Source organism: Kitasatospora sp. NPDC058406 (genome assembly GCF_042722765.1).
Classification (GTDB): Bacteria; Actinomycetota; Actinomycetes; order Streptomycetales; family Streptomycetaceae; genus Kitasatospora.
This window is the reverse complement of the sequence record NZ_JBHXKE010000004.1, coordinates 83,663-97,888: the sequence shown is the minus strand read 5'-3', so window position 1 is coordinate 97,888 and position 14,226 is coordinate 83,663. Positions and strand designations below refer to the sequence as shown.

The following is a 14,226-nucleotide window of genomic DNA, read 5'->3' as shown; positions in this document are numbered from 1 at the left end:
GTCGTCGCCCACCGGCCGGACCGCACGTGCGGCGGGGATCGTCAGTCCGTCTGGCCCGCGAGCACCTCGTTGACGAGGGTGCGCGCCTCCTCCTGGACCCGGGCCAGGTGGTCGGGTCCCTGGAAGGACTCGGCGTAGATCTTGTAGACGTCCTCGGTGCCCGACGGGCGGGCGGCGAACCAGGCGTTCTCGGTGCACACCTTGATGCCGCCGATGGCCGCGCCGTTGCCCGGGGCCTCGGTGAGCACGGCGGTGACCGGCTCGCCCGCCAGATCGCCGGCCCGGACCTGGTCGGCCGACAGCCGGGACAGCAGCGCCTTCTGCTCGCGGTCCGCCGGGGCGTCGACCCGGGCGTAGGCGGGGGCACCGAACCGCTCGGTCAGGTCGCGGTAGTACTCGCTGGGCGTGCGGCCGGTCACGGCGGTGATCTCGGCGGCCAGCAGGGCGAGCAGGATGCCGTCCTTGTCGGTGGTCCAGACCCCGCCGTCGCGGCGCAGGAACGACGCGCCGGCCGACTCCTCGCCGCCGAAGGCGATCGAGCCCTCCAGCAGGCCGTCGACGAACCACTTGAAACCGACCGGCACCTCGACGAGCTGCCGCTTCAGGTCGCCCGCGACCCGGTCGAGCATCGACGAGGAGACCAGCGTCTTGCCCACCGCCGCGTCGGCGGGCCAGTCGGCGCGGTGCCGGTAGAGGTAGTCGACGGCGACCGCGAGGTAGTGGTTGGGGTTCATCAGGCCGCCGTCGGGGGTGACGATCCCGTGCCGGTCGGCGTCCGCGTCGTTGCCGGTCGCGATGTCGTACTCGTCGCGGCGGGCGATCAGCGAGGCCATCGCGGCGGGCGAGGAGCAGTCCATCCGGATCTTGCCGTCCCAGTCCAGCGTCATGAAGCGCCAGGTCGGGTCGGTCACCGGGTTGACCACGGTCAGGTCGAGGCGGTGCGTCTCGGCGATCCGCCCCCAGTAGGCGACGGACGCGCCACCGAGCGGGTCGGCGCCGATCCGCAGGCCGGCGGCCCGCACCGCGTCCAGGTCCAGGACGGAGACGAGGTCCTCGGTGTAGGCGGTGACGTAGTCGTGCCGACCGGTGGTCGGCGCGGCCAGGGCCCGCGCGTACGGGACCCGCTTGACGCCCCGCAGGCCCTCGCGGATCAGGGCGTTGGCGCGGTCCTGGATCCAGCCGGTCGCCTCGGAGGGGGCCGGGCCTCCGCTCGGCGGGTTGTACTTGAACCCGCCGTCGCGCGGCGGGTTGTGCGACGGGGTGACCACGATGCCGTCGGCCAGCGCCCGGGGGCTGCGCCGGTTGTGGGTCAGGATCGCGTGCGAGACGGCGGGGGTCGGGGTGTAGCCGTCCGCGCTGTCCAGCAGGACGGTGACGCCGTTGGCGGCCAGCACCTCGACGGCGGTGGCCGTGGCCGGCTCGGACAGGGCGTGCGAGTCGGCGCCGAGGAACAGCGGGCCGGTGACGCCCCGCGCGGCCCGGTACTCGCAGATCGCCTGGGTGGTGGCGGCGATGTGGTCCTCGTTGAACGCCGCGTCCAGCGAGGAGCCGCGGTGGCCCGAGGTGCCGAACGCCACCCGCTGGCCCGGCTCCTCCGGGTCCGGGTGCAGCGTGTAATACGCCGTCACCAACCGCGCCACGTCCACCAGGTCGCCCGGCTGCGCCGGCTGCCCGGCCCGTACGTGTGCCATCGTCTTCTCCCACCAGATTTCTCGCCGTGCGCCGGCCAGCGGCCCGGCGCTTCCGTGCCCCGTGCTCACCGATCGTAGCCAGTGGACGACTGCCGACCGTACCCGGGCGGGGCCGCCCGGCGAGGCGGGTCGAGTGGGACCGGCGGACGCGCTGCACCGGGCGGACGCGTCGTCGGACCGCTCCGGGCCCCGGACCGGACACCGGTACCGGCCGTGCGGCCCCCGGCACGGCGGTGGCGGGCGGGACCTCAGGCGGGGAGCCGCTGGCGGTGCGCTTCGAGGACGGGGGCGACGGTGGTCGCCAGGAACTCCGTCACCGTGTACTCCACGAGGCCCTCCACCACGAAGGGGTCGGTCCGGGTGACCGCCTCGATCGCGGCCCGGTCGTCGCCGGTGGCGAGGATGACGCCGCCGTCGCGGGGGACCTTGCGGCCGGAGGCCAGGAAGGTGCCGCCGGCGTAGTGCCGGCCGAGCCATTCCACGTGGGCGGGGAGGGCCGCGTCGATGCGGTCGAGGGACGCGGTGTAGGTCAGCTCCAGAACGAACATGCGGCCAAGGCTAGCCGGGCGCAGGTGAGCGCCGCTCCACCGGGCACCGCTCCCCGACGGAACGTCACGCACCGTCGGCGCAGGGCCGTTCGGCCGGATTCGCCGGCCGTGACATGACGATGCCCCGGGCCGTGGGGCCCGGGGCATCCCGAGGGTGGGCGAGGATGGATTCGAACCACCACAGCCGAAGCGGGGGCTTTACAGGCCCTTGGGCTCTCCCAGGCCCAGCTCGCCCTCGGTTTCTCTCTCGTCGCTCTCGTCTCTCTCGTCGATCGCGATGTCTCTACTCTCCCCCGGCCCCGCCAGGCCCGACAACCGGTTTTCCGGCCACGGCCGTTCCGTGCCGGACACCGCCCCGGAGGGGCTTTCCGGCTGGTCAGCCGGGTGCCGGTGGCGACATGTACGTGTCCGGATCAATGCGTTCGCCCCCCTCATGTGGTGTAGACCACTCCGGAGCCGACCGCGGCCGCCGGGAGCGCGCCCGAACACCGGCCCCGTTCGCCGCCCTTGAGGGACCGATGACACGTGTACGCGCCGACGGCAATGCGATACAACACTGACAATATGACGATTGATCGGAGAAATCTGAAATGAGCAAGTCATCCCTGCCCCGCCGCGGTCTGCTCGTCGGCGCGGCGGCGACGGTGATCGGCTGGAACACCGTCGGCCGCTCCTGGGCCGTCGCCGCCGGGGACTCCGCTCCGGCCGGAACGCCCGCCGCCGGAACGCCCGCCACCGGGGCCGGTGCCAGCGGTGCGCCCGGCGGCGCGGCCGGCTCCGCCCTGGCCGCACTGCCGCGTCTGGACGGGACCGTGGTGGCCGATGCCGGCACGCTGGCGCGGTTCGGCGGGGACTTCGGGCACCTGGTGACCGCCGCGCCGCGCGCCGTCCTGCACCCCGGCTCGGTGCGGGACGTCGCCGAGGTGGTCGCCTTCGCCCGCCGGCACCGGATCCCGGTGGCGATGAACGGCCAGAGCGGCACCGGCGCCACGGCGGAGCTGGAGTCGCACTCCAGCTACGGGCAGGCGTCCGCCCGCGGCGGCATCGCGATCGACGCCCGCGGCCTGGACCGGATCGTCCGGATCACCCCCGGCCGGGCCGTGGTGGAGGCCGGCGTCACCTGGGCCCGACTGACCGAGGCCGCACTGGCCCAGGGCTGGACGCCCCCCTGCCTGACGGACTACCTGCACCTCTCCGTGGGCGGCACCCTGAGCGTCGGCGGGATCGGCGGCGGCGTCCAGCGGTTCGGGCTCCAGGTGGACACGGTCGAGTCGGTCGACGTGGTCACCGGCACCGGCCGCCTGGTCACCGCCTCCCGCACGTCCGAGCGCGAGCTGTTCGAGGCGGTCCTCGCCGGCGGCGGCCAGGCCGGCATCATCGTCCGCGCCACCGTGCGCCTGGTCCGGGCGCGCGAGCGGGCGCTCGTCTTCAACCTGTTCTACGACGACCTGTCCGCCTACCTCGCGGACCAGGAAAGGCTGATGGCCGAGCGTCGCTTCGACCTCCAGGTCGGCGAGGTCGTGCGGAACGCGGCCGGCACCGGCTGGCGCTACAAGGCGGAACTCGTCGCCCACTACGACGGCGCCGCCGTACCGGACCGGGCGGCCCTGCTGCGCGGCCTGCGCTGCGTCGCGGCCGAGACGACGGTGGTCGACCAGACGGCGCGCGAGTACGCGTTCCGGGTGGACGGCTTCGCCGGGTACCTGAAGGCCGCCGGCCTCTGGGCGCAGCCCAAGCCCTGGCTGAGCCTCTTCCTGCCCGCCTCGACGACCGCGACGTTCATGCGCGAGGCCACCGCGCTGCTCACGCCGGAGGACCTGGGCTCCGGGCTGCTGCTCTTCTACCCGTACCGGAAGGACGTGCTCACCCGCCCGATGGCCGTGATGCCGGACGAGCCGGTCGGCTTCCACTTCGACCTGCTCTCCTTCCCGGCCCCGGGCGCCGACCACGCCGCCGCGCTGCGGCGCAACCGCCGCCTGTACGACCGGGCGGTGGCGCTGGGCGGCACGCGGTACCTCATCGGCGCGATCCCGGACATGACCCGCTCCGACTGGCGGCGCCACTACGGCACCCGGTGGGGGCGCGCGGTGGCCGCCAAGCGCCGCTTCGACCCGGCGGGCATCCTCACCCCGGGCCAGGGCATCCACGCCTGACCGGCCGCGGGCCCCGTCCCGCCCCGCCCTTCGGCGGGACGGACCGGGGACGCCGCGCTCACACCAGGCGGTGCATGCCCACGGAGTACGGGGCCGTCTCCACGAAGCCGTACCTGGCGTAGAGACGGTGGGCGTCGCCGTCGGCGATGAGCGAGACGTAGGCGCCCTTGGGCGCGCGGTCCTCCAGCTCGGCGGTGAGCCGGGCCATGATCCGTGCGCCCAGGCCCCGGCCCTGGTGGGCGGGGAGCACGCAGACGTCGGCGATCTGGAACACCGATCCGCCGTCGCCGATGATCCGGCCCATGCCGACCGGCTCGCCGTCGAGGCGCACCGTCACGCCGAACCAGGTGTTCGGCAGCCCGGCGGCCACCGCCTCGGCCGGGCGGTCGCTCATGCCGGAGGCGGTGCGCAGGTGCCGGAAGGTCGCGACGTCCGGCACGCCCGGCCGCACCTCGTAAGGGTTGGAATCGACATTCATGGATTACATGATAGTCAGGCCGACGCCACCCGACCACGGGCGGGACCCGACGGGGGAAGGCGGCCCGGTGTCGATGAACGCGGACCTGCCCCTACCCACCGGGACATCGTCCAGCCGTACGGCCTCGGCGACGAAGTGCACGATCACGGCCCCGGAGCCGCGACAGCTGCCTATCCGTGCCGGTCGGCGCGCGGGAGTGTCGCGGCCGTGAGGAGCAGGTACAGGAGGGCGAGCAGGGCCAGCCCGGTGGCGGTCGCGTACAGCGCGGCGGCGCCCGAGTGGACGGTCAGGCCGCCCGACAGGGTGCCGGCGCCGATCCCCGCGTAGATGGCGGACGAGTTCAGGGCGACGACCAGCGGCGCCTCCTGCGGCGCAGCGGCGATCAGCCGGTGCTGCTGCGGCGGCGTCTGGCACCAACTGCTCGCTCCCCAGGCCAGTGCGAGCAGCCCCACCAGCACCGGCGCGCGCGTGCCGCTCGCCGCCAGCAGGCCGAGCCCGCCCAGCGCGACCGCCATCACGAGGTAGCCGGCCGTCAGCACCCCCACCCCGCCCAGCCGGTCGGTGGCGAGCCCGGCCCCCAGGTTGCCGAGCACCGCGCCGACCCCGTACAGGCCCAGCGCCCACGCGGCGTCGCGGGCCGTCAGCCCCACCGCCGCCAGCGCCGGCACGCTGTACGCGTACACCGTGTACGCCGCCGCCATGCCCAACGCCGTCAGCGGCAGGATCGCCCGCACCGCCGGCCGGCGCAGCACCGCCAGGCGCTCGCGCAGCGCCACCGCCGGACCGCCGGGCAGCGCCGGCAGCAGGAGGGCAACGGCCCCGGCGGCGGCCAGGGCCAGACCGGCCACCGCCCCCAGTGCCCACCGCCACCCCGTCCACTGACCGGCCAGCCCGCCCAGCGGCACCCCGAGCGCGGTCGCCGCCGTCAGCCCGCCCACCACCACGGCCAGCGCCCCGGCCCGCCGTTCCGGGCGGGCCAGGGAGGCCGCGACCGCCCCCGCGTTGGGCGTGAACGCCGCCGCGGCCCCGGCCGCCGCCACGCGGGTGGCGAGCAGCGCGGCGAAGGTCGGTGCGAGCGCGGAGGCCAGGTTGGCCGCCCCGAGCCCGGCCAGTGCCGTGACCAGCAGCGTCCGGCGCGGGACCCGGGCGGTCAGGGTGGCGAGCACCGGGGAGAGCAGGGCGTAGGCCGCCGCGAAGACCGTCACCGCCTGTCCGGCGGCCGACGTCGAGACGCCGAGGTCGGCGGCCAGTTCGGGCAGGAAGCCGGCCACCACGAACGCGTCGGTGCCGACGGCGAAGGTGCCGAGGGCGAGCACCGGAACCACCCCGGCACGGCCGCCTCGGGGTTCGGCCACCGCCGCCCGCGCTAACGAGACATCAGACATCCCGATTCTCCTTCCTGGAAGGCCCGGCCGGACGGCCGGGCCGCATCGGTTCGGGCCAGGTCGATTCGGGGGTGCAATGCACAGAGCGGCGCCGGGCAGGCCGGTGCGGCGTCAGGAACCGAGGCGCTCGTGGAAGCGGCGCATACGCGCCGGGGCTCCCGCCGGACTGGCGGCGAGCAGGTCGGCGACGGTCTGCGCGGCCAGTTCGCGCCGCCACGCCAGCTCCGCACGCCGCATCGCCCCGGCGACGCCGCACGGCTTGGCGAAGTCGCTCGCCGCCGCCTCCGCTCCCGCGCCCCGCTGCCTGATCTCCGTGCACCGGAACGCCTCGGTGGTGCCCTCCACCGCGGCCACCACCTCCATCAGCGTGATCCGCTCCGGCGCCCGGGCCAGCCGGTACCCGCCCCGCGCGCCCGCCACCGACGCCAGCACCCCGGCCCGCACCAGCGGCTGCAACCGCTTCTTCAGGTACACCGGCGGAAGCTCGAAGATCTCCGCCAACCGCCCTGCCGGAATCGGCGCCTGCTCATCGAGCCACGCCAACGCCAGACAGCAGTGCAGGCCCCACTCCACACCCTCACCCATCAGCACAATCGGGATACTACACGTCCCCGTTACCGCCCCGCGCGGGCGGCCGCACGAACGCCCCGCGTGCCGCCGGGTCGCCTCGCCGACCGGCCGCCCCGCTCCGCTCCGTCAGACGGTCACCCGGACGTTGGCCAGGAGGGTGGCGCCGTCGGCCGAGGTGGCGAGGACGCGGCCGGAGCGGTGCCGGTAGGTGACCGCCCCGGCGTGGCGGCGGACGCCGATCCGCGACGGGTCGGCGTCCGGGAAGACCGCGGTGAGGGCGGGCCCCCGGGCCGGGCCGGTGCCGGCGTGGAGCCGCAGGCCGGCGCCGTCGGGCAGCGGCACGGTCACGGCCCAGTGGTCGCCGTCGGTGGCGGGGGCGTCCGAGGCCGCACCGTCGAGTCGCAGTCGGACGGTCGGCAGGCCGGAGGTCCAGCAGAGGGTGGTGGTCCCCGGGGCCTCCCCGGTCGGCGCCGAGGCGGCGAGCAGGCCGCCCGCGGCGAGGGCGGCGGGTTCGAGGTGCGGCTCGGCCAGGGCGTCGTCCACCCGGAGGCGGGCCCGCAGCTCCCAGCCGGGCAGGTCCCAGCGCCAGACCTCGGTGAACGGGGAACCGTCGGGAAGGGAGGACCGGACGACGGCCGCGCAGCCTCCGGACGTGCGGTTGATGCGGCCCACCAGCCTCTGCCCCACCACGAGTTCGCGCCAGACGACGGACGGACGGGGTGCCAGGGTGTCGAGCACCGCGATGCCGTCCGCGTCCTCGGTGATCAGGTGCCGGCCGTCGAAGGAGGACGCGAACTGCCGGGCGCGCAGGGTGGTCCAGGGGCGGACGGCGCGGGTGACGAGGTCGAGGCGGGACACCTCCCGGAGGTCGCCGTAGTCGGCGACCAGCAGGGCGACGGCGCCGTGGTCGGCGAGGACCAGCCGGTCGGCGGGCGTGTCCCAGGAGGCCCGGGTGCGGCCGTCCGGTCCGATCAGCCGCACTCCCGCCTGGCCGCAGGCGACCAGCAGCAGGCCCGAGGCGAGCAGCGCCGCGTCCAGGACCGGGAGCGTGCCGGGCCGGTCGGCGGCGGTGTACGCGGGGGTGACGCCCGCCGGGCGCGGCGCGGGCCGCGGGCGGGCCAGGTCCTCGGCGACCAGCGGGTCGGCGCGGAGCAGGAGCCGGTCGAGGAGGGCGTCCGCCGCGCGGGCACCCGGCCCGGCGTCCGGCCCGCCGACTCCGCCGTCGCGGACGGCCGCCAGGGCGGCGGCGGTGGCGAGTTCACGGTCGGCGGCCGGGTCGGCGGCGGGCATCTCGGCCAGGGTGGCGGCGAGCGCGGTCCGGCCGCTGCTGCGCGGGTCGCCGTCGCCGTCGAGGACGGCGCGGGCGAACGCCCGGGTGGACTGCCCGACGCCGAGCGCCAGCAGGTGGGGCAGCGCCCGGCCCCGGTCGGGCCCGCCGAGGGCGACCGCGTCGCGCAGGTCGGCGACGACCGAGGGGCGCAGCGCCTCGTCCGGCCAGGCCGCCTCGACGGCGCCGAGCCGGTCGCCGGCCGCGCGGCGGTGTTCGGCCCAGGCGGCGCGCAGTTCGCGGCCGGCCGACGGGTCGGTGGCGGCGAGGCGGACGACGGCCGCGGCGAACGCGGACCTGCGGTGGGCGGTGCGGACGGCGCGGTCGCGTTCGCCGGCCCGCCACCAGAGGCGGACCACCAGTTCGGCGGCGAGGTCGCGCCCCTCAGCGAGTTCGGCGGCCTGGGCGGAGCGGTCGTGCCGGTCGAGCAGGGCGACCGCCTCGGCGGGCGCGTCGAGCAGGTCGGCGAGGACGAACGCGGCCTCGTCGATCCGGCCCGCCTTCTCCAGCCGCTCGGCGGCGTGCCGGTAGAGGGCGGTGAGGTGCTGGTGCGAGGTGGGGCCGTGGAACGGTGAGGCCACGGCGAGGGCATCGCTGCGCGGGGTGGCGCGCAGGGCGCCGGTGAAGCGCCGGGGCAGGCCCAGCGAGAGCCAGGGCCGCCCGGTGTCGTCGGAGGCGCGCGCGGCGAGCGGCAGGGCGTCGCGCAGGGCGTCGTCCCAGCGGCGCTGTTCGAAGGCCCGGGTCAGCTCGCGCAGGTAGCGGAGGTGCCGGCGGTGGAGCGACCGGGCCGCCGGGGTCCGCAGGGTGAGGCGGGCGAGCAGGTGGCGGAGGACGGGACGGCGGGTGCGGGCGGACCTGCGGGCGGGGCCGGTCGCGGCTCCCGTGGCCGCCCCGGCGGTGGCCCCGGTGGCGGCGTTCCCACCTTCCGTGCCACCGCGGTGGCCGCCCCGGTCGCCGCGGATCAGGTGGTAGGCGACCGTCAGGACGAACCAGAGGGCGAACAGTCCGACGATGCGCGGCCCCTGGTCCACGACCAGGTGGGCCCGGTCGGAGAACAGGACCAGCCAGCCGACGCCCAGCAGGACGAGGGCGGTGGCCAGGTACGCGAGCCGGCCGGCGGGCGTGGCCCGGACGGCGCGGACGGGCCCCTTCCAGGAGCCCTGCCCGGACGGGGCCTCGGAGCCGCCGGTCTCGGCGGCGAGCCGGCCGGCCCGTACTGAGGGCGGCAGGATGCCCGCCGCCGCCCGCAGGTCCGGGCGCGGGCGCGTCGGCACGGCGTCCACGACGGGTGCGGCCTCGGGCCCCGCGGCGGCGCCGACCGGGCGCGGGCGGTGCAGGGTGAGACCGGCCGGGGACAGCCAGCCGGACGGGTCCGTCGCCGTCAGGCCGGCGAGGGGCCGGGTGATCGTCCGTCCGGCCTCGACGAGGACGAGCCGGCCGGGGCCGGACGGTCCTTCGGCCGCCCCGAACGCGGCGAGCGTGCCGTCGGCCGCCGCCCGCAGCGGCAGCCCGGGGGCCCGGTCGACCCGGACCGCCACGGGTTCGGCCAGGACCAACAGCCAGCGACCGTCCGGAAGTTCACGCAGCTCGGCGCCGTCCCGCCAGTGCGCCAGGACGCGGTGGACGGCCTCCGCCCGGCCGATCACGGGCACGTCGAGGACGAACCCGGCGGCGGTGACGGTGGCGCGCGGGGAGAGTGCCGTGCCGGGGCTCACCGGTTGCTCCAGAGGAAGTGGCGGATCCGGCCGGTGACGGCGTCGCCGATCACGATCCGGCCGGAGGCCGTCTCGGCGGCGATCAGCGGCAGGGTGGGGTGCAGGGCCGGCTGGGTCGGGCCGCCGGAGAACCGGCTCAGCGTGCGGACGCCGTCGGCGCGGACCGCCCGCAGCGTGCGCACGCCGGGCGACCAGGTGATCAGCGCGGGCTCGCGGCGGTCGTGGACCAGACCGAGCACCTCGGCGTTCTCCCGGAAGGAGAGCCGCCGTTCGTCACCGAGCCTGGTCCAGACCGTCCACCTCTTGCCGTCCTCGGACCAGGCGACGGTGCCTCCCGCGTGCAGCAGGTGCCTGGCCCGGGCGGCGTCGGGCTGCAACCTCCGCTCGAAGAGCCGCGGTTCGCGGAACCGGTTGAAGTGGCTCGGGCTCTCGGCGCCCCGGCCGACCGGCCCGTCGTCGGTGACCGTGCCGTCGGCCGCGAGCCGCCGCCAGCGGCCGGCGACCGGCAGGAGCAGGTCGCCGCCGGTGCGCAGCAGCGGCAGGAGCGGCCGGGTCAGCAGTCGCGCCAGCTCCGCCCCGTCGAGGCCGAGGTCGGCCGGATCGGCCCGGTAGTCGCCGGGCGAGCCGAACGGACGGCCGCTGACGTACGGGATCAGGTGCCCCTTGCGGAGCTGGAGGGCGATCAGCCGTCGGCCGGCCCGCCCGGCGGCGACCACCGGCCCGTGCAGCCGGTGCCGCTTCGCCCGGAGGACGGTGGGATGCAGGTGGTCGGTGTCCGGGATGCCGACGGCCAGCAGGACGTCCGTGCTCGCGCCCCGGGCGACCAGGGTGCGGGACTCGGTGGTGAAGGCGGGCAGCGCTCCCCCGGTCGCGCCGAAGGCCTCGGACGGGGGGACGGCCGGCGGGGCGTCGGGGCCGCTGCGGCGGAACTCCGCGCCGCGCAGTGCCCGGACGGCGATCTCGCCGGCGGGCAGGGCCAGTTCGACCTTGGACCGGTCGATCAGCACGGTGACGTGGGTGGCGCCGGCCGTGCCCCAGCGGGTCGTCTCGCTCGTCAGCACCCGGGGCCGGGCGGGGAGGCGGGCGGCGAGCCGGGGTGAGGTGAGCAGCCAGGCGCGGTCGGCGGCGTCCAGTGCCTGCCGGGCGCGGTCCACGTCCTCGGGCGTCGGGTCGGCGGGCCGGCGCGAGCGCAGCCAGGCGGGCAGCAGCTCGGCGAGGTCCCCCGTGAGCCACCGGTCGGGCGGGTCGCCGAGGACGCCCACGACGAGTTCGGTGCCGCGTACGGCGGCCCGCCGGTGCAGGACGAGCAGCGCGGCGAGCTGGACCAGTCGGCCGGGCCCGGCCTGGGCGGGCCCGGTGTCGACCAGTGCGACGGTCCGGCCCCGGCTGACCGGGGTGCGCACCTCGGGTGCGAGGTAAAGGAGTTCACGGTCCGCGAAGCGGCGCAGGAACTCGTCGGGGTACTCCTCGGCGAGCAGCCATTCGGTGGGCAGCAGCTGGTCCGGCCGGCCGGTCCGGCCGAGGCCGCCGAGCCCCTCCGGGCTGCCCGGGCCGTCGGCCACCGGCTCGCGCTCGCCCACCAGGGAGTCGAGGTGGCGCAGCAACGGCCCGAGCGCGAGGGCGAGTTCGGGGGTGAGCGCGGACAGCGTGCCCGCCCAGGGCGCCAGCCCGACGGGCATCCGGCCGGGCCCCGCAACTCGCCCGGCCCCCACCGTTCGCCCGGCCTCCACCGGCGCCCCGGTGGTCACCGGGCGGCCCTCCGGATGTACGGGGTGAGAGCCTCGGGGTCGGTCGCGGGGGCGGGCGGGGCGGCGACGAGGGCGTGGCCGGGGGTGAGGACGCAGAGCTGTCCGGCCTCGGCGCCGAGGGCGGTGCGCCAGAGGACGGCGGCGGGGACGGGCCGGGCGGTGGTCGGCACCAGGAGCCCGCCGTCGTGGCCGAGGTAGCGGGCGCCGTCCGCCCAGGGGAGGTCGTCCTCGGCGCCGAGGACGAGCAGTGCGGTGTCGTCGGCGAGGACGCCGAGCCGGGCGCCGTCGGCGATCCGGTCCCGGGTGGCGGCGGCCAGCGCGGGGACCGCCTCGTCGGTGGCGAGGACGGCGGCGGCGGTGAGCGGCGGTTCGCGGCGCTCCCAGCCGAGTCTGACGGCGGGCGGTGCGGCGGGCGGCGCGGCGGGAGCGACGGAGGGCGCGACGGAGGGCGGTGCGGCGGGAGCGACGGCCGGAGACGGGGCCGACGGGGCGTCGGGCGGCACGGTGGTCACGAGGGCGCGACCGCCGCGACCAGCTCGGCCCGTATGCCGGCCAGGCCGGCGGGCAGGTCCGCGGGGGCGAACCCGGCGTCGATCTCCCGCAGGGCGGCCTCCAGCCGGAGCCGCGCGTCGCGGCCCCCGGGCAGCTCGCGGTGGGCGGCGAGCAGCTCGGCCCCGGTGCGGGTGAGCCGTTCGGCGCGCGCGGCCGAACTGCGCGACAGTTCCTCGGCGGCGTGCACGAGGCTCTGGTTGGCGGCCTTCTCGATGAGGTCGCCGAGGGTGTCGCGGGCGAGCGCCTGGGTGTCGGCGGTCGGGGCGATCAGCGGCAGCACCCACAGGTCGCGGGCGGAGGCGGTGGTACGGCCGTCCAGGACGGCGGCGGCGGCGACCAGCCGTTGCGAACGGACGGCCCGCCGGTCGCCGATCGGCACGCCGGCGGCGCGCAGCCGGCGCAGCGCGGCGCCGAGCAGCGGGGTGACGTCGTCCAGGTCGCAGGTGCGGGCGGCGGCGGCGAGCCGGTCGAGGGCGCCGAGCAGGTCGGTGGGCCGGACGGGGGCGGCGGCGGGCCTGCGCCCGGCCTCCAGCAGTTCCTCCAGCCGGGCGTCGGCGACCGGCTCCACGAAGACGCGGGCGAGGAAGCGGTCGGCGAAGGCGGCGAGCGCGGGGTCGTCCGGCAGGTGGTTGGCGGCGCCGACACAGACCCGCAGCGGGCTGGCGAGGACGGTTCCGCCGCGCCGGAAGACGCGGTCGTTGAGCAGGCCGAGCAGGGTGTTGAGGACGGCCGTGGAGCCGAGGAAGACCTCGTCGAGGAAGGCGATGTCGGCCTCGGGCAGCATGCCGGCGGTCTCGAACTCGACCCGGCCCTCGCGCAGGCTGCGCAGGTCGACGGGGCCGAACAGCTCGTTGGGTTCGGTGAACCGGCCGAGCAGGTACTCGAAGTAGCGTCCGCCGAGCTGCGCGGCGACCCGGCGGACGGCCTCGGACTTGGCGGTGCCGGGCGGGCCGACGACCAGCAGGTGCTCTCCGGCGACCGCGCAGAGCGCCACGACCTCGGCCACCGTCTCACGGTCGATCATGCCCCGGCCGGCGGCGGCCACGGCGGCGCCGATCAGTTCGGCGTCCGGCCGGAGCGCGGCGGCGGGGTCGGCCGCCGGGTCGCCCGCCCGGCCGTCCACCAAGTCGCCCACGAGGTCGTCCGCACAGGAGGGCGCAGGTACGGGCGCAGGTACGGGCTCGGATGCGGGTGCGGGCTCGGCCGTGCGGGCGGCGGTCGGGATGCTGGTGTCGGTCACGAGCACCGGAGTCTACGGTGGCCGCACCGGGGGCGACCAGCGGTTTCGGAGGGGGCCGGAGGGGGTCAGTACTTGATCCGTTCCCAGCCCCGCTTCGGCGCCCGGTCGGCGAGCTGCTCCGGGTCGCGGCTGCGGTAGACGATGTAGGGGCGGAACAGGTACTGCACGGGGGCGCTGAACATGTGGACCAGGCGGGTGTACGGCAGCAGGGCGAACAGCGCCAGGCCGACCACCGCGTGGAGCCTGAACGCGAGCGGGACGTCGGCCATCAGCCCGACGTCGGGCCGGAGGGTGAACAGGCTGCGGGCCCACGGGGCGATGGTGGTGCGGTAGTCGTACCCCTCGCTCACCGAGGAGTGCATCAGCTTGGCGACCAGCCCCAGGACGATCGCACCCAGCAGCACGACGTACATCAGCTTGTCGTTGCGGGTGGTGGCGCGGAACACGGCCGCGTTGCGGCGCCGGCGGTAAAGCAGCATCAGGATCCCGGCCACCGCCAGGGACCCGGCCGCGCAGCCCGCGAAGAGCGACACCAGGTGGTAGGCGTGCTCGTCCAGGCCGACGGCGTCCGTCCACGAGGCGGGGACGAACAGGCCCATCAGATGGCCGGCGAGGACGAAGAGGATGCCGTAGTGGAACATCGGCGAGGCGATGTTCAGCAGCCGCGACTCGTAGATCTCGGAGGAGCGGGTGGTCCAGCCGAACTTGTCGTAGCGGTACCGCCAGACCAGGCCGGAGACCAGCAGCACGGCGGCCAGGTACGGCAGCACGCCCCAGAGGAAGGTGTTCATCGGAGGAAGGTGTTCATCGGCGGACTCC

11 protein-coding genes and 1 tRNA gene are annotated in these 14,226 nt (G+C 76.6%); 1 reads left to right on the top strand and 11 read right to left on the bottom strand.

Annotated features, from left to right (window positions below):
* Nucleotides 1-41: 41 nt before the first annotated feature.
* The 3 genes from pgm to ACFWOG_RS01985 all read right to left on the bottom strand — a co-directional run bounded on the left by pgm (nt 42) and on the right by ACFWOG_RS01985 (nt 2,474).
* Complete coding sequence (pgm, locus tag ACFWOG_RS01995) at nt 42-1,691, bottom strand: phosphoglucomutase (alpha-D-glucose-1,6-bisphosphate-dependent) (RefSeq protein WP_329881046.1); 1,650 nt, start codon at nt 1,689-1,691, stop codon at nt 42-44.
* 248 nt (nt 1,692-1,939) lie between these two features.
* Complete coding sequence (locus ACFWOG_RS01990; protein ID WP_380353792.1) at nt 1,940-2,239, bottom strand: YciI family protein; 300 nt, start codon at nt 2,237-2,239, stop codon at nt 1,940-1,942.
* 155 nt (nt 2,240-2,394) lie between these two features.
* A tRNA-Tyr gene (locus tag ACFWOG_RS01985) sits at nt 2,395-2,474 on the bottom strand.
* A 355-nt stretch (nt 2,475-2,829) separates the two neighbouring features.
* On the opposite strand from ACFWOG_RS01985, the gene ACFWOG_RS01980 reads away from it, so the two are divergent.
* Nucleotides 2,830-4,392 (top strand): FAD-binding protein, encoded by a 1,563-nt coding sequence (locus ACFWOG_RS01980; RefSeq protein WP_380353789.1) that lies wholly within the window; start codon nt 2,830-2,832, stop codon nt 4,390-4,392.
* A gap of 58 nt (nt 4,393-4,450) precedes the next feature.
* On the opposite strand, the gene ACFWOG_RS01975 is transcribed toward ACFWOG_RS01980, so the two are convergent.
* The 8 genes from ACFWOG_RS01975 to narI form a co-directional block, all read right to left on the bottom strand.
* Nucleotides 4,451-4,870 (bottom strand): GNAT family N-acetyltransferase, encoded by a 420-nt coding sequence (locus tag ACFWOG_RS01975; RefSeq protein WP_380353786.1) that lies wholly within the window; start codon nt 4,868-4,870, stop codon nt 4,451-4,453.
* Nucleotides 4,871-5,040: 170 nt separating this feature from the next.
* Nucleotides 5,041-6,255 (bottom strand): MFS transporter, encoded by a 1,215-nt coding sequence (locus ACFWOG_RS01970; protein ID WP_380353784.1) that lies wholly within the window; start codon nt 6,253-6,255, stop codon nt 5,041-5,043.
* Nucleotides 6,256-6,366: 111 nt separating this feature from the next.
* Nucleotides 6,367-6,840 (bottom strand): Rrf2 family transcriptional regulator, encoded by a 474-nt coding sequence (locus ACFWOG_RS01965; RefSeq protein WP_329881053.1) that lies wholly within the window; start codon nt 6,838-6,840, stop codon nt 6,367-6,369.
* Nucleotides 6,841-6,951: 111 nt separating this feature from the next.
* Nucleotides 6,952-9,867: a bpX6 domain-containing protein gene (locus ACFWOG_RS01960; protein WP_380353781.1), complete on the bottom strand. Its 2,916-nt coding sequence runs from the start codon at nt 9,865-9,867 to the stop codon at nt 6,952-6,954.
* The gene (locus ACFWOG_RS01955) at nt 9,864-11,546 is read right to left on the bottom strand and encodes a hypothetical protein (RefSeq protein ID WP_380353778.1); all 1,683 of its coding nucleotides are present in this window, start codon (nt 11,544-11,546) and stop codon (nt 9,864-9,866) included. The genes ACFWOG_RS01960 and ACFWOG_RS01955 overlap by 4 nt, the downstream gene beginning before the upstream one ends.
* A gap of 65 nt (nt 11,547-11,611) precedes the next feature.
* Entirely contained in the window at nt 11,612-12,127 is a 516-nt protein-coding gene (locus ACFWOG_RS01950) for a hypothetical protein (protein WP_380353775.1), read from the bottom strand.
* Entirely contained in the window at nt 12,124-13,407 is a 1,284-nt protein-coding gene (locus ACFWOG_RS01945; RefSeq protein WP_380353772.1) for an AAA family ATPase, read from the bottom strand. Before ACFWOG_RS01945 ends, ACFWOG_RS01950 begins: the two co-directional genes overlap by 4 nt.
* 65 nt (nt 13,408-13,472) lie before the next feature.
* Nucleotides 13,473-14,198, bottom strand: coding sequence for a respiratory nitrate reductase subunit gamma (gene narI / locus ACFWOG_RS01940; protein ID WP_329952761.1), 726 nt, complete (start codon nt 14,196-14,198; stop codon nt 13,473-13,475).
* Between the last annotated feature and the right edge of the window lie 28 nt (nt 14,199-14,226).

Excerpts from the sequence above, each read along its gene's own strand:
- pgm (WP_329881046.1), bottom strand. The coding sequence starts at position 1,691 with ATGGCACACGTACGGGCCGGGCAGCCGGCGCAGCCGGGCGACCTGGTG.
- ACFWOG_RS01990 (WP_380353792.1), bottom strand. The coding sequence starts at position 2,239 with ATGTTCGTTCTGGAGCTGACCTACACCGCGTCCCTCGACCGCATCGAC.
- ACFWOG_RS01980 (WP_380353789.1), top strand. The coding sequence starts at position 2,830 with ATGAGCAAGTCATCCCTGCCCCGCCGCGGTCTGCTCGTCGGCGCGGCG.
- ACFWOG_RS01975 (WP_380353786.1), bottom strand. The coding sequence starts at position 4,870 with ATGAATGTCGATTCCAACCCTTACGAGGTGCGGCCGGGCGTGCCGGAC.
- ACFWOG_RS01970 (WP_380353784.1), bottom strand. The coding sequence starts at position 6,255 with ATGTCTGATGTCTCGTTAGCGCGGGCGGCGGTGGCCGAACCCCGAGGC.
- ACFWOG_RS01965 (WP_329881053.1), bottom strand. The coding sequence starts at position 6,840 with ATGGGTGAGGGTGTGGAGTGGGGCCTGCACTGCTGTCTGGCGTTGGCG.
- ACFWOG_RS01955 (WP_380353778.1), bottom strand. The coding sequence starts at position 11,546 with ATGCCCGTCGGGCTGGCGCCCTGGGCGGGCACGCTGTCCGCGCTCACC.
- narI (WP_329952761.1), bottom strand. The coding sequence starts at position 14,198 with ATGAACACCTTCCTCTGGGGCGTGCTGCCGTACCTGGCCGCCGTGCTG.